Genomic DNA, 14,871 nt, shown 5'->3' with positions numbered 1-14,871 from the left:
TTGATACCTCCTATTTTGTAACAACTGGAACAAATAGCCCAACTAAGTATAGAACATTTACGATTACCCCTAAACTGATTGCTGCAATTGGTCCAACAGCTAATTCTACAACTGGTTTCTTTGCTTTTCTATTTAGCAACATCAAGCCAATAACCCAAAAATAGCCGATTCCTGGTGCGATTTGTTCTGAAGCCGTTGCCCCACCAATTAATAACGCAACCTCTAGAACTTTATTCATCGCTGTACGAATGTGCTCGCCCATTTCACGGATTCCCGGAAATTTATCTAGTGCTTTTGCCATTAAACTTAATAATTGAACTTCCACAAACATTAATACTACACCTACAAAAAACGCTACGATTGGATTCCCATGTAATAAAATACCTGCTACAAACACAAAAGTTGTTCCGGCGGGACTATATACACCTGTAACGATTGCTGTAGAGAATACTAACGGAATGAATCCAATACCTCTAGCAAAAGCTGCTAATGCTGCTTCGCTCATTTTCCCTTCTGAAAGTAAACTTAGAGAAATTGGGTCTCCTGCAATAATCATCAAGCTTGATGAAGCAGCAACTAAACCACCAGTAATAGAAAGCCAAATCCAGTTTTTCTTAATTCTATTCACTCGTTCCAAAAAAACACTGACAAGATTTTCATTTGAGTTACTACCATCACTTTTTACTTGAATAGCATAAACAATCATAAAGATCATACCAACAAGTAGTGACATTCCTTCAGCACTTAGCGTTAACGTAGCGCCATTTCCTAAGTCAAATGTACCAAACCTTTTTACAATAAACAATGTCAACAATGTAGCGCCAAATGAAATAGCTCCTTTTTTGTAACCATGCTGACTTGCAACAGCCACCGCAGGAAAAATACTAAAACCAATGACAACTGGAGATCCTACTTGAGAAAGTGAATCCATGAAGTTTATCGGCAACATTGCGAATAGATCAACCACTGCCTGAAGTCCCAAAACTAATCCAACGCCATATACTGCACCAACACATGCAGCAATGATCATACCGGTTTTTCCTTCTGGCGCCCATGATCCAATGATATCAGTCATTAATAACACACTATGAACTAGTAGAATGGAAGCACCAATAGAAACAGGTATTCCAAATCCAATAACTAATCCAAAACTTAAAGCAAAACTAGTGGCAGCGATTTCTTTTTTACCAATCTTACCTTCTAAAAACTCTGGCACGATTGGTCGGAGGCCGTCATTAAAGACAGCAATTCCTTTATTTGCTAGCACTGCACACAAACCACCAAGTAGCGCGATTGCAATTAATTCAATAATTTTTGACGAATCCATCTTCTTTCCTCCATTGTCTTTCTATTGTTTTTTAAGTTCGTCCATAATAATTGGAATCACAATTTCTTTATGTTGAGCTGTAAATCCAAAAGCTTGTTTTCCAGAACGAACATTTTCACGAATCTCTTCCTCTGGCATTAGTTTTCCCGGCATTGAAACGGTTACACAATTATCATGACCGAGTAAAGCTAAAGCCATGGCTAAAGCGCCGCCACCACCTGTATTACAGGCTCCAACATAATACTCAGCTTGTCCATTTTTTACAGCCATTGCTGCTTCCAAGTCACTTTTGATCTCAATTTCGTATTGGTTATCACCAAATTTTTCAACCAGCTCCTTCACTTCAGGTTTGTCAATCTGTCCACCTACTACAATTTTTTTCATAATAATTCCTCCTGATCGAATGTACATTTTTTTGTATATTGGTAAGTAATTAATAATTACAAAATGTATTGTAACCGCAGTTAAAATTAATTGCAACCCCTTTCTTTTTTAAATGCTTATTTCATAACAAAAATGAACGTTTTCTAATTCTCATCATCTTTACGGCTAGCTAGTACAAATAAAAAGGAGCACTTAACCGTTCTCAGCTGTTGTTTAAAGTTACTTTGACGCCCCTATTTCATTACAATGAATCGGCTAGACTAGCCAGAAAAAAAGGAGCAAGAGAGCTCAAACTTGTTCCCACTTGCTCGTTTTTCAGACAGCTAAAAATCTTAGCAATTTATTGATTGAAATGCTACTGAGAGATTTCCATCCGAATTGTACTTTCTAACTATCTAGCAAGTACAATTCGATTCACGCTATCTGTAATACAAGTTTGTAAAGAAATTCGTTCACCGCCTTCCTCTATCACACGATTTCAAGTATTATCTGAAAGTTTGTCTGCATTCATTCCATCATCATTTACGTTCAATACTTCATAAACGGTATACGTTTTCGTGTTTCCCTGTTCGTTGACAACGGTAATAGGTGTTCCTATAGTAATATTCATAGCCGGTGAAAAATCTCCCGGATTATGCTCTATGAAATGAATCGGCGCATTATCATCAACAGCCCCTGCCCTAGTCCAAGTACCACCACCCGCACCATTTGCATGAATAAATGGAATCGTTGATCCTAAAAAAGAAAGTGTAGATATAGTTGACTGTTGTTGACCGCCCGTTTCAGACGACAATGTGGCTTCATCGTACGCTCCTTCAACTGAATTGGTATCTGCCGACATTTCATCTTCTTTGGTTGGAGATATTACTGTCTTCTCGATTAAACTTTCCTTAGATGGAATATCTGTTGGATTCAAAACCGTTGTTTTTCTTATTTGAACGACTTCATTGCCAGAATGGTCCTTCAACTAATACTTAATGCTATACCTGCCAGGTTTATTGGGGATCGTATCTGTAGAGACTTGAATTGGGTTTGTCAACTAAACTGTGGAAGTTAAATAGTTAAGAGTTTTTAACAACCATAATTCTCTTGGCTATTTTGAAATCAGACAAATTTTGATTGGACACGTAGTTGAATAAACCTACCGTTGTTACGGAAGGTAGATCGCATACTTTTCAATTCTAGAGGAGAAGGCCTCGTTGATCATTAACTGATTAAGCACCATAGCCCAGTTTTGAATTCGACCACCTGACCACTTCACGTGTAATTCTTTCGTACGTAAATAAAGTAGTTTTAGGAGTGCATTCTCATTAGAGAACACTCCTTTTTTTGTGACTTTTCTGAAGCTGGAGTGGACACTTTCAACCACATTGGTAGTGTACATAATTTTTCGAATGGCACTACCATAATCAAATAGTTGTTCAACATGTGCAAAGTTCCGTTTCCAGACATCTACAGCACCAGAATAATGAGACCACCGATTTTGAAAACTGTCAAAAGCAGCATGTGCAGCGTTTAGAGGCGAAGCACCGTAGAACTTTTTCATATCTCGGCAGACTTCCTTATAGTCCTTACTTGGAATATAGCGCAATGCATTTCGAACAAGATGAATAATACAGCGCTGAACAATTACCGATGGAAAGCTCGCTTTTGCGCCTTCTTCGAGGCCAGAAACACCGTCCATCGAAATGAAAAAGACATCTTCGACACCACGTACTTTCAGTTCATCAAATACTTGCATCCAGCGATTTTTAGATTCTGTTTGATTTAATCATAATACTAAAATCTCCTTATTTCATTTGAAATCATAGCCAAGAATGGTATATACAGCATATTCTTTGGCTTCATAATTTTCTCGTAAAGTAACATACATACAATCAACGAATAGAAAGGCATAGCACTTGGCTAGAGGGCGGGCTTGCCATTCTTCCAATTCAGGAAGGACAGCGTCAGTGACATCTAAAATCATTTCATGGGAAATATCAACGCCATAAATATCTTCGACGGTTGCGGCAATATCCCGTTGACTCATTCCTCGTGCATACATGGAAAGAACCTTCCCTTCGATGTCGGAGACATCTCGTTTTCTCTTAGGAATTAACTCTGGTTCAAAGGAAGCTCCCCGGTCTCTAGGAACATCAATAGCTACTTCACCAAAACTAGTTTTAAGCGTTTTATTTTCATAGCCATTTCGACGATTATCGTGTTCCTTAGGCTCTTTAGAATGGGCATCATAACCTAAATGGTTATTCAATTCTCCTTGAAGCATTTTTTCAAAAAGGGGACCAAACACCTCTTTCAAAGCATCTTGCATGTCATCGACAGATTCAGGTTGATAGACATTCAGAATGGATTCAGCTAACTTTTCGGCATCAGGATTTCTTTTCTTTCTAGCCATCGTGTACTCACCTATTGATCTTATTTTAGAAAAAGAAAAACCGCGAAGCAACCACCTGCCTAGGATTAATGGCTACTTACACGGTTTATATTACACTCTCCATCTAAAGCAGAAAATCAATTCTACCTTAGATGTTCTTATATCACTCTATCAGTCCTATTGACAAAGGGCCGTTAAATGGTTACTTACGCGTTTTATATTGCACTCTAGTTTTCTGTGTTTGGACTATGAAGCACTTTTCTTGCAATTTTCTCAACCCGCTCAACATCACTTTGGTGCTTCAAATTTCTTCTTAGTATTCTGTAATACTTGCTCCTGTGGATTCTGTTATTCCTGCAAAATTCAGAAATATTTCCTTTATTTTTATCATTTAATAAAACCTTTGATATCAACTTATCACTTGCTTTTAGATACTTTCCTTTGCCAGTAACATAATTTATTTTCTTTTTTTCATCTCGTAATATATTAGCCACTACTCAAATCACATAATCCCCAATTTGAATGTTTTGGTTGGCTGTATTGAGTCTGATATCTCGAAACATTTTTTCAGTTTCGTCATCAGCAGCATTATAGATTTCTTTAGTTAACTCCGGATCATAATCAATAATTGCTTCTGCAATTCCTTTTATTTGATTTAAATGGTTTTTAGAGAATTTTATCTTCTTAATAGGATCACAATATTTTTTCTCGCCCGTATTATTCATGTATTCTCATCCCTTCGATTGAATTGTATCATATAAAACTTAAACGATACATCTAATGGTTAGTCTTTATCTTACCTAAATGTATAATCACTCTTCCAAAGCCCAAGTCCTTAGCAATTAGGATTTTGGCTTCACTTTTTCATCTTTTGTCCAGTCACACCTATCATCAATAGAAATGGTACGCTAGCGAGCATTTCCATACTGGCAGTACCAAATCTACCTGTAGTGATATACACAGTAATTACAGAGTTACTTCTAATTCACCCACTTACGCATTAAAGAAAAACGTTTCAATACTAGACTGACTAGAAGCAACAGAATGAGATAGAAAAACCAATTGGTTTCGTTTAATTTGATACCTGCTTCAACAACCGATTCTACGTAACCCGCATTTAGAATGGGCTTTAATTCATTGCCGATATCGATCAGTAGTGGATCAGAGTAACCGTCTTGATTGATATGACTGCTGAAGTCCGTCGTTCCTTTTTTGACAAATCCGTACTTTCCATATTCTCCATCAGTGACCTTTACCGAAATTTTATAGGTTCCCTTATCCGTCACTGCGAAATAATATTTTCCGTCTTGATTTGTAACGGTGGATTCCACCTTCTCATATCCATCATTCTCTTTCTTGTACAATGTGACCGTGCGATTTTCTAATATCTCGTTTGAATCATAAATGCTGTTTCTATTACTATCAAGAAAAACAGTACCAGAAAGAGTCGTAGGTGGACCCCAGATAGCATAAAGATATTTGTCGCTATCCATTGTTATCGAATCGGTTCCTTCTGTGCTATATCTTGTGCCAGTGCCATCAGAACTTTCACTCCAATATAAAAAGACATAGTTCTCTGATGGCGGTGTAAAGTTTAAATCCTTTTCTGAACGGATCGTCGCAATTTCCGCCGTTTCTCCATCAAGATACCTTTCCTCATAAGGAAGACCGCCACCGCCATTTGGATCGTAAACAATTTTCACAGAATCTGGAAAATAGTTTACCTGATAGTCATTAAGATACGTCTTATCGAACTTTAATTCACCAGTTACCTCAGGCAATTTTTGCTTCCATTGAGAACGATTATCCTCCGTTACTTCTCCGGGACTTGTAACAGTGATGTTCTTATAAAAATTAGTAGCATCTACTGGAGATTGGTAATAATAATCCTCGGTAAAAATCCCGCCACCGCTTCTTTGTGCGGTATTCTTTGAAATTTTCCCATCCGTTATCAGTATCATAGCGGAACTCTGCAAATAGGCTCCCGCGCCATTATTGATCGCCGAATTTTGTGTAATGAATCCGCCAGTCATTAAACATTGAGCATAGTCACTAGCAAAAACACCCCCACCGTTTCGAGCAGAGTTTTGGGCAAGTGATCCTTCATTCAAAGTAAAGACGGTGTTGGCATTATCAATATTCACACCGCCGCCTAAGTTAGCCGCAACATTTTCAGATATTTCACTTTCAGTTCCATTCATATCCACAGTACTAGCTGTGTTCGCCGAAACACCACCGCCGTACGCTGCTGTATTTCTATTTATTTGACTATTTTGAATAGTGAAATTCGCGTTTTTTTCAAGCCGAACACCGCCACCATTTACCTCAGTAGAATTATTCTCTACTAGACTATTTGTAATCGTTCCTTTAACATCTTGCTTGAGGAATAGCCCGCCACCTTGTAAATCTGCAGTATTGTCCGCAATCAAAACCTCACTAGAAACACTGCCAAGGACAAACTCCGCTTCCGCGGTAGCGAACAAGCCGCCGCCGCTAGCATCCGCATGATTTCCGTTTATTTTACCATTTTCCATCGTAAATTTGGTTTCTGGTAAATCAAGATTTATACCGCCACCATCGCCACCCTTGTTGCTGGCCTCTGTTTCATCCACTATAGCATGACTATTTTCCACCAGTTCAGCATCGTCTTCACCAATGTATTTTGCTTTATTATTAAGAACAAAGGTATCCTTTAGTGCAATCTTACTTCCATCATTGGCAGAAAGGCCACCACCGTAACGCGCTATATTCCCTTCAATGACACTAGTGCTACTGTTAATAACGGCAGTTCCCGTCATCATCAGCTCCGAATGATCACCGATTTTGAGCCCTCCGCCATATCTATTCGCATAATTTGAAAGAATCTTTGTACCGAATAGCTCTGTGATAGTGGCATCAATAAATAGCGCACCGCCATGATGACGAACCTGATTGCCATGAAAGACTGAATCGGTAATAGTTAGCTTTTGGCTATATTTACTGGAATAAATGGCACCACCATCAAAAGCGAGATTGTTCGAAAATTCACTATTTGTAACTGTCAACTTGCCTGCCAGCCAACCTCCCTGTCCATTACTTTGAGTTTCAATCAGGATACCACCACCATAACCTGATCCTGCTTGATTACCGGTTGCGTGATTTCCTATCACCTTTACATTTTCTATTTCTACGATAGCTTTATCTACAAGAATCCCACCACATTGAAGACCCTCATTCTCACTTACCGTACCGTTTACCATCGTCAAACGTGTATCTACACCATCCAGATTAACGCCCCCGCCACGTTGAGAGGCAGTATTGTTATGAATCGTGACATCCTCTAAGGTAATCTTGCTATCCTCATTCGCGGAAATACCGCCACCGTATGCCGCTGTATTTTTTGTAAAGCTCGTATTATGATCTCCTGTTTTGCGAATCTTCAAAATTGCACCGCCGCTGACCCGAATACCGCCACCATCTGCAACCGCGTTGTTGCCATCAATTTTTCCATTAGTTATCGTCAACTGGTTCTCTTTGACAAAAATACCGCCGCCATTGTGAGCTTGATTGGCCTTCACTGCTTCAGTCTGACTCCCAAAATCACTGTCGGTTATTTCTACTGAGCTATTATTAGCATAAAGCCCACCGCCATTACCAGTTGCTCGATTGCCGCTGAACTTCGTTTCATTCAACGTTAATGAACTGCCACTTTGATGAATACCGCCCCCATCTCCTAGCTTCGTCTCATTGCTGTTGATTTCAACACGAGTCAACATGAGCTCGGTATTATCCGCATAGATACCACCACCTGCGTCACTTGCGGTGTTTTGATGGACCCGAGTATCCTGTAGTGTAAGTTTCCCACCATTCATGTAAATTCCGCCGCCAAATGATCCAGCGTTCCATGAACCCTCAGTCTCACTTTTCTCAACTGTATTATCCTCGATCGCTCCGTTGATCATCGTAATACTGCTATTGTTTTCCGCCTTAATCCCCCCAGCTTCACCGTGCTTAGCGACATTGGTAGAGAGCTTTGCATCGTCCTCTATTCTCAATGAACTATTGTTTAGATAAATGCCACCGACACGCCATTGCCCGACATTTTCAGAAACGCAGCTAGTATCTGAAAGCTCGACACTACTTCCCTGAGCGTATATTCCGCCAGCGGTATCACTAGATTGATTGCGCAAAATCGCACCTGTCGATCGTAAATAAATTTGGCTGTTCGTTTCCGCCTCGATCGCACCGCCCTTATTACCAAAGGTTTTAGTGATCATAGCGCCTTCGCCAACCAGCAAGGTGCCTCCTTTTACCTTTACACCGCCATTCGCAGGACTCCATTGATCTGCATTATACACCTTGCCTTCGCCTGCTAAAATGATGTTCCTTAAGGTTAACTTGGCACCATTTTCCACAACGATATGACGCTTGTTTTGTTCATTTCCTGAACTATCGACTGATTCTTCGATATTTTGGGTAATCGTACGTATAGCAGCAGAGTTAGCAGCAGAGGTTAACGTAATATCTTTTTCCTGCTTGATTTCTGCCTCTAATCCTTGTTCTGGATCATCCGCTTTAACTGTGATTGTAAAGGTGGAACCTGCCGCTGAATTACAATAGTCCACAGCCGCTTTTAAGCTAGATTCTATTACCAGCAGTGCATTCTCTGAATCATAGACCTCGTAAATGCTTGGTATCTCCCGCGACGAAACTCCTATCAATCCAGCATCTACACCTGCAAGAACATTGCTTTCTTCTATTGTTAGCCTCTCTGTATAAGAAAGCTGCTGCTTCGGATCCTTCGAGAATTTATTATCAGTACTTGATTTCGATGCCGTATAACTATCCTCCATCAGCTTTTGTTCACTAATAGCGACGTAATACTGCCCTGCTTCTAAATCTGTAAATTTATACGTTCCAGCAGAATCAGTTACCGTTTTTTTGATCAGCCGACTCTTATCCTGTCCATCCATTAGTTGCAACTCAATCGCCGCAAGCGGTTGTTCTGTTTTATTATGTAGACCATCCTCATTTTCATCTAACCAAACAGTTCCCATAATCCTGCCATTAGCAATCTGCTCAGCTGCTGACTCCGTTTCAGAACTTGCTTCCGTTTCCAAAGTTGCCATTGATTCTGTTTTCTCCGTGGTTTTTGTTGATTCTGCAATTTTATCCACGTTCGTTGACTCCTGCACCTCCTGATATCCAGTTGTCTCTGAAAAAGAAGCTAACGGATCTTGGTGTATTTCATGAGATTCATTTATAGTTGTCGGTTCAATCGAGTCCGCATGAATGATTGAAAAAGGAAGGTTCGCTAAAAAAAGTGTGCATACTAGCCAACTAGAAAGATAAGCTGAAATCTTACGCCGTATGATTCTTTTCTCTCTCACTTTGTCAAACCCCCTTGTTTTTCATTATTTCCTTACTCTTTTGTTTATAAGAATGACACAGATATCACACACTTAGAGAAAAGAATAAAGAGTCGATTCAAACTTGGTTGAATCGACACCTCCCCATACCCATGTCATTCGCTGGTACATTTTTTTTGATGATGTAAGATATAAATGATAAGTAATAGGAATAACCCTATGACCCAGATATTCTCCGCTAATTGACCGGTATTCGGCAGTCGACGTTTTGAATCAGTGACTGCTTTTTGCTCCTTATCCTTCGTATTTGACAGGTCAGAGCTAGTATTTCCAGTAATTACTTCAGATTGGTGATTGATAAATGAAGCTGTCATTACTTTCAGCTTCTCTTTGTTCTCGACCGTCACTTCCTCTTTCCGTCCATCTGTCGTGTTCATTACATAAACTGTGATCAGATACACCTGATCATCATAGGAAAAGTCTGATTTTCCCACTGGCTGCTGGTACAGCTTATAGGAGTATGTTCCTTCCTGCAAAAAGGTAAATCCCTCAATCACACTTTTTTGATTTCCTACTAATTTAAACTGAAAAGGTGTTTTTCCGTAAGGCATTGGATTACTTTTTGCTAAAGGATCCAGTTGATAGATACCTATTTTCTCACTCTGTTTCACAGAGTTCGAGTCGCTGCGAAATTCCTGTTCAATTGGAATACGAATCGCAGCCTGAGCAGAAGCTTCTGGCATCAATAGAAAAATACTAGCGAGGAGAGTGAAAAATAGCAAGTAGCCGTTATTCCAACACTTATTCATCATCTGGCTTGCCCCTCCTACCAAATTTTTTCTTTAAAAAAACTCTAAGAAGCACAATAAGCCAAATCACTGAAAGGAGGATAATTGGCCAACGCGGCAGATTCTGAATTTTTTTCCAACAGTTCTGCACATCAATCCCTAAAAAAGGACGCTTCTCTTTCTTCTTATAAAATGGATCCTTAAAAGGCGTATTGTGAAGCTTTCCCACAAAAATGTGTCGGCCGTTCGTTGGTTCAGAGGCACAAGTACTTAGTAAAACGATCCGGTCATTTCCGCTCACCTTAAGATCTCGTGTCTGACTCGCCTGCTCCAGCAAATACGTTAAATAGGCTTCACGAGCAGCTGGCTCTTGAATTCCCGGATCATACAAGCGCCAGTCGTAAGCATCCCCTCTAATGAAAGCAAAAAATTCAATCCCATAGTCATTTCCCTCGTAAAAGAGATTGCCGTATTGATGCTGATTAAAATACTGCTTTTGTTGAAACCGATCCAATCCGCCGAACATCGCTTCCTTATCCATATGGTGGCCGTAAATAATGTTATTAAAGTCAGAAAAATCCGCAGCGTTCTCACTTGTCAAAAACAGACTGCCAGCTAGAGAATAATCGCCCATTACATTGGTATTCACATACTTTTGATTGTTATCAGCCTGTGTAATGGGGTAATCAATCTTCGTCCCATAAACCGTTAACCAAGCAATCACTTCAGGATTGAGCCTTTTCAATTCTTGGAATGAAAGATCGTCCTCTTTAGGCTTATACTGCTGCAAATTCGAAGCCTGTGCGCTGGAAAGCAACTGATTGGTATCCCATATACCATATATTCCATAGGCGCATAGCAGTAATAAAATGATTATTACTACACGATCAATAATCTGACTCAGCTGACGTACTAAACGAACACTGAAAGAAACAGTTGTTTTTTTAGAGTTCCTTTCCGACTCTGACATTCTATTGCGCTCTTCGTTTTGAAATGGTTAGGAAAGCAATCCCTGCTCCCGCCACTAGTATCATCAAAATAAAGGGTAGGTTGTCCGTAATGACCCCAGTAATGCTAGGATCCTTTAAGGTATTGGTTACCGTTGTTTTGTTTGTTGTCCCGTCCTTTTCCGCGTCAACTAGTAGATCCGTGATCTCTTTTGAGTCTTCAACAACCGTCACAGTATAGTCAGTCAAGCCTTCTTCTGCTTCCTTTACTGTACCATTCGTTCCTCTACCAGTCACTACCGCGGAAGGCTCATAGCCCGTTGCAATCGTTTCTACTACCTGATAAGTTGAACCAACTGGCAGGTTCTTAAAGTTGATTTTTTCTCCATGTTTCAATGAAATCTCAATTGGATTCATGCTGTATTCAATCTCATTACTAGGATCTGATGATAAGGTATAAGTAATTTTACGATCCCCTGGGGCCGCTACGAGAGTCGGCACATTCAAGCTGATTTTGAACTTAAACGCTTTGTTTTTATCTGCTGAATTCCCTTTAACTTGTTTTTCCACCTCTAAATTCGTAGCGTCCCAAAATTCATTGACAAACCGAAATTCACTTCCACCGTAATCGCTTGGATTTGGCGTTGGATCGACCTTTGTTCCATTATCTCCGCCATCATCATTCTTTACCTTCAAAACAGTAATTCCCTTGACGACCACCACACCAGTGTCTGTATTTTCTACATAAACCCTTACTGTGTACTCCGCTTCAGAGTAATGAGTAATGACATTTGCTGGATTCTCTTTTTTTTCCGTAACCTTATACAGATAAACACCAGCATGAGTGAAACCTAATCCTTTTATCGTGGCCATTAAATCATCCGTAGATTTCACTACTTTATTGTCCGCTGTTCCTTTGTCTGCATTCGAAAAGGTAATTGATGGAATAGACCACTCCGGCTGCGTACTATCTGGAGTCACCACACCATCCGTGTCTTCAGTCCCCAACTTTTCTACCTTAAATTCAAAGGTAATATCTGGAACCATCACCCCTTGAGGTATTTTGATTTCCTTTGTTACTACTGCTTCTTGTTCGTATAATATATCCTCTGCGCTTACCTTTGTCGTTGCTGCTAGAGCCATACCAACTACTGCACTTACTACTGCTAATCCGAACATCATTTTTTTCAAATATTTCCTCATAATCTTTCCCCCTCAAATCATTCATATACTATTTTTGTTGTTTTTAAGATTTTATATGTTTCTCCTTCGCAAAATAGTAATCACTTTTCCTAGTGAATCATTCACATCAATCGGACCATAGACTCGACTATCAACCGCAACAGTCCGTTTATCTCCTAAAACAAATACTTGACCCGTTCCAATTTTTACCGGATAATCAATTCCTTTTACATAAGGCAAGGTTTCATCATATATTTGTGTTTCTACTTGAAGGTTGCCATTGATGATCACCCCTTCTTCTGTAATATCCACAGTGTCACCTTCAATCGCCACGACACGTCGGGTCTGTACCTCTCCTTCATATTCCAAGGCAAGAACATCTGAAGCTACGTAATTCTTGTTCAACCGATAGTACAAAAGTACATCTCCAGCTTTCACAGCTGGACTCATTGAATCATCTGTGTAACGTGTCACCCCGTAGACAAATGTCAATACAACATAGACAAATGCAATCGTGATCATCACTTTCACAATTAGAGAAAAAATCTCTTCTCTAAGTAACGGAGAATCTGGTTTCCGTTTGTTTTCTAATTCCTTTTTCTCGATCATTTTTCCACCTCAAGATGCTAAAGTGCTGCTAGCTTTTTCAACAAAAAAACATCTAACTACTTTGTTATATAAATAAGTTCAGTTATCAATATTTTATACATTTCAAACACATCACAATTACTTTATAACATAACATTAACATATAAACATCTGACACTCAATATACAAACTAATGGAAATATCATATTTTTTTAAATTTAATATTCATTTAAAATCAAATAATCGTTTTATTTTTTTATACAGTCATTCAATGCCAACGTATTTCTAAATAAATATATGAATAAACCACTATCTATTAACAAATTATTTAAAAAACTAAAATTATTATACAAACAGTTATTTGTATTAAGCGAAATAATTTTATTAATAAAATTTCTAACTAAACATGCTTAAGTTAAATAGCTCGCTTTATTCCTCATAAAAACGAGACCACCCTCTGAAAGTGTAGCCGTTTCTTTTATTAATTCAGCACAGTTTTTTTCAGCTGTATCTTGGGTATTGATTAGCTCATCATATTGTGTTAACAACTCACACAGAAAAAGACCAGATAAAAAGCTGTTCCAAGCTCGGAATTACGAGTTTGGTACAGCTTTTTATCTACAGTCTGAAACTTAAAATGAGTTTCATTTCACTTTCGCTCGGCGATAAAACACTAAACATAAAAGGCTAAAGAATAGCGTCAAAATTCCTGAAATCAAAAACCAGCGTGCGATTCCCAGCTTTTCTGAAAAGGGCCCTGCCAGTAATAAACCAACAGGCATGGCGGCGGACATCACGCTACCAAACAAAGAAAAAACCCGACCCAGTTTTTCTGGTGCCACTGTTTCTTGCAGGTAAGTCGTAAAGGGAATGTTGTACAGATTTCCCACGCCGCCCATCAGAATACAGAAAAAGACAAACAGCCAGTAACCGTTTTGGTTTGCAGGCGCTAAGCCGCTACCGATAAACGTGAGGGCTAATCCGACACATGACAACTGTGCTGCTAATAATTTTTCCCGCCATTCCTTTTTCATTCCAATCAGAAATGCACTGATCATCATTCCAGCTGCGTAAGAAAACTCCACCATACTAGCAAACCAGGCGGACAATTCAAAATGAACATTTGTCATTAAAGGAAATAGTGTGCCCAACGGTAAATAGAAAATCATAATGCAAAAGGAAAAGATCATAACCACCAACATCGGCGGATCTTCTCTAAATACATTGAATCCATCCTTCAGCTCCTGAAAATAATGTTGCGGATGTTCATCATTGCGAACAATATTTGGTACTGCCACAATCCACAAGGTGAAGGAGGCAGCCAATGCACCGATCAAGTCCGTTAGTAGAACCAGCCACAAGGGCATCACCGCGAACATTGCAGCTCCTAAAACCGGCCCCAGCATAAACGCCCCAGATTGTAAAAATTGGTTCCAGCTGTTGGCTTTGACCAGTTTCTCTTCTGGAACCAGCAATGGTACGATCGCTTGGATCGAGGGTGTGTGAAAGACATTTGCCAATGCCCGCAAGAACAACGCCACGATCACTACAGCAAAGCCCGGTTGTCCTAATAAGAACCACATAGACAGCACGAATGCAACAAGCCCCATAAATAAATCAGCAAAAATCACCACATATTTTCGTTTCAGCCGATCCAGCCAGACACCGACAAAAGGACCTAAGAACATTTGAGGTAAATAGGCGAAAAGTCCTGCTAAAGACAACATGATCGCTGATTTTGATTCGTTGGTCAGCCACCAAATCAATGAAAACTGAACGGCCGAGCTTCCGATCAAGGAAACTGTCTGTCCAGATAAAATTGTTAAATACTTCTTTCTCCACTGTTGTTTTTCCATCATTGCTCCTTTGTTTGTCGTTTGAACAAACAAAAAGTTCGTCATACGTTAATTATTTGGCGAATCGGTTAATT

General features: G+C 39.4%; 11 protein-coding genes and 1 pseudogene. All 12 read right to left on the bottom strand.

Annotated elements, in window-relative coordinates:
* Positions 1 to 10: 10 nt before the first annotated feature.
* Entirely contained in the window at positions 11 to 1,327 is a 1,317-nt protein-coding gene (locus IGI52_RS16885) for a YhfT family protein (RefSeq protein ID WP_438781799.1), read from the bottom strand.
* A 21-nt stretch (positions 1,328 to 1,348) separates the two neighbouring features.
* Positions 1,349 to 1,711, bottom strand: coding sequence for a DUF2620 domain-containing protein (locus IGI52_RS16880; protein WP_438781797.1), 363 nt, complete (start codon positions 1,709 to 1,711; stop codon positions 1,349 to 1,351).
* A gap of 478 nt (positions 1,712 to 2,189) precedes the next feature.
* Complete coding sequence (locus IGI52_RS16875; protein ID WP_438781795.1) at positions 2,190 to 2,678, bottom strand: hypothetical protein; 489 nt, start codon at positions 2,676 to 2,678, stop codon at positions 2,190 to 2,192.
* 183 nt (positions 2,679 to 2,861) lie between these two features.
* A pseudogene (locus IGI52_RS16870) lies at positions 2,862 to 4,109 on the bottom strand (IS256 family transposase).
* Between the two features lie 206 nt (positions 4,110 to 4,315).
* Positions 4,316 to 4,582, bottom strand: a complete 267-nt coding sequence (locus IGI52_RS16865; RefSeq protein WP_438781793.1) for a hypothetical protein — start codon at positions 4,580 to 4,582, stop codon at positions 4,316 to 4,318.
* A gap of 3 nt (positions 4,583 to 4,585) precedes the next feature.
* Complete coding sequence (locus tag IGI52_RS16860; protein ID WP_438781791.1) at positions 4,586 to 4,813, bottom strand: hypothetical protein; 228 nt, start codon at positions 4,811 to 4,813, stop codon at positions 4,586 to 4,588.
* 255 nt (positions 4,814 to 5,068) lie between these two features.
* Positions 5,069 to 9,457, bottom strand: a complete 4,389-nt coding sequence (locus tag IGI52_RS16855; RefSeq protein ID WP_438781789.1) for an SdrD B-like domain-containing protein — start codon at positions 9,455 to 9,457, stop codon at positions 5,069 to 5,071.
* Between the two features lie 134 nt (positions 9,458 to 9,591).
* Positions 9,592 to 10,248: a Spy0128 family protein gene (locus IGI52_RS16850; RefSeq protein WP_438781787.1), complete on the bottom strand. Its 657-nt coding sequence runs from the start codon at positions 10,246 to 10,248 to the stop codon at positions 9,592 to 9,594.
* Positions 10,238 to 11,194, bottom strand: coding sequence for a class B sortase (gene srtB, locus IGI52_RS16845; RefSeq protein WP_438781785.1), 957 nt, complete (start codon positions 11,192 to 11,194; stop codon positions 10,238 to 10,240). The genes IGI52_RS16850 and srtB overlap by 11 nt, the downstream gene beginning before the upstream one ends.
* 1 nt (position 11,195) lies before the next feature.
* Entirely contained in the window at positions 11,196 to 12,374 is a 1,179-nt protein-coding gene (locus tag IGI52_RS16840; protein WP_438781783.1) for a DUF7601 domain-containing protein, read from the bottom strand.
* Positions 12,375 to 12,425: 51 nt separating this feature from the next.
* Positions 12,426 to 12,962 carry a signal peptidase I gene (gene lepB, locus IGI52_RS16835; protein ID WP_438781781.1) on the bottom strand — a complete coding sequence of 179 codons (537 nt, stop codon included), beginning with the start codon at positions 12,960 to 12,962 and terminating at the stop codon, positions 12,426 to 12,428.
* A 623-nt stretch (positions 12,963 to 13,585) separates the two neighbouring features.
* The gene (locus IGI52_RS16830) at positions 13,586 to 14,800 is read right to left on the bottom strand and encodes an MFS transporter (RefSeq protein WP_438781780.1); all 1,215 of its coding nucleotides are present in this window, start codon (positions 14,798 to 14,800) and stop codon (positions 13,586 to 13,588) included.
* Positions 14,801 to 14,871 lie beyond the last annotated feature (71 nt).

Origin of the sequence: Enterococcus sp. DIV0187 (assembly GCF_051713785.1) — a bacterium.
Classification (GTDB): domain Bacteria; phylum Bacillota; class Bacilli; order Lactobacillales; family Enterococcaceae; genus Enterococcus_A; species Enterococcus_A avium.
Note: the sequence above shows the minus strand (reverse complement) of the source record. Positions and strands in the feature narration are given on the sequence as shown.

Bases quoted from the DNA above. Each gene is read 5' to 3' on its own strand.
- IGI52_RS16840 (WP_438781783.1), bottom strand. From the start codon at position 12,374: ATGAGGAAATATTTGAAAAAAATGATGTTCGGATTAGCAGTAGTAAGT.
- IGI52_RS16830 (WP_438781780.1), bottom strand. From the start codon at position 14,800: ATGATGGAAAAACAACAGTGGAGAAAGAAGTATTTAACAATTTTATCT.
- IGI52_RS16860 (WP_438781791.1), bottom strand. From the start codon at position 4,813: ATGAATAATACGGGCGAGAAAAAATATTGTGATCCTATTAAGAAGATA.
- lepB (WP_438781781.1), bottom strand. From the start codon at position 12,962: ATGATCGAGAAAAAGGAATTAGAAAACAAACGGAAACCAGATTCTCCG.
- srtB (WP_438781785.1), bottom strand. From the start codon at position 11,194: ATGTCAGAGTCGGAAAGGAACTCTAAAAAAACAACTGTTTCTTTCAGT.
- IGI52_RS16885 (WP_438781799.1), bottom strand. From the start codon at position 1,327: ATGGATTCGTCAAAAATTATTGAATTAATTGCAATCGCGCTACTTGGT.
- IGI52_RS16850 (WP_438781787.1), bottom strand. From the start codon at position 10,248: ATGATGAATAAGTGTTGGAATAACGGCTACTTGCTATTTTTCACTCTC.
- IGI52_RS16880 (WP_438781797.1), bottom strand. From the start codon at position 1,711: ATGAAAAAAATTGTAGTAGGTGGACAGATTGACAAACCTGAAGTGAAG.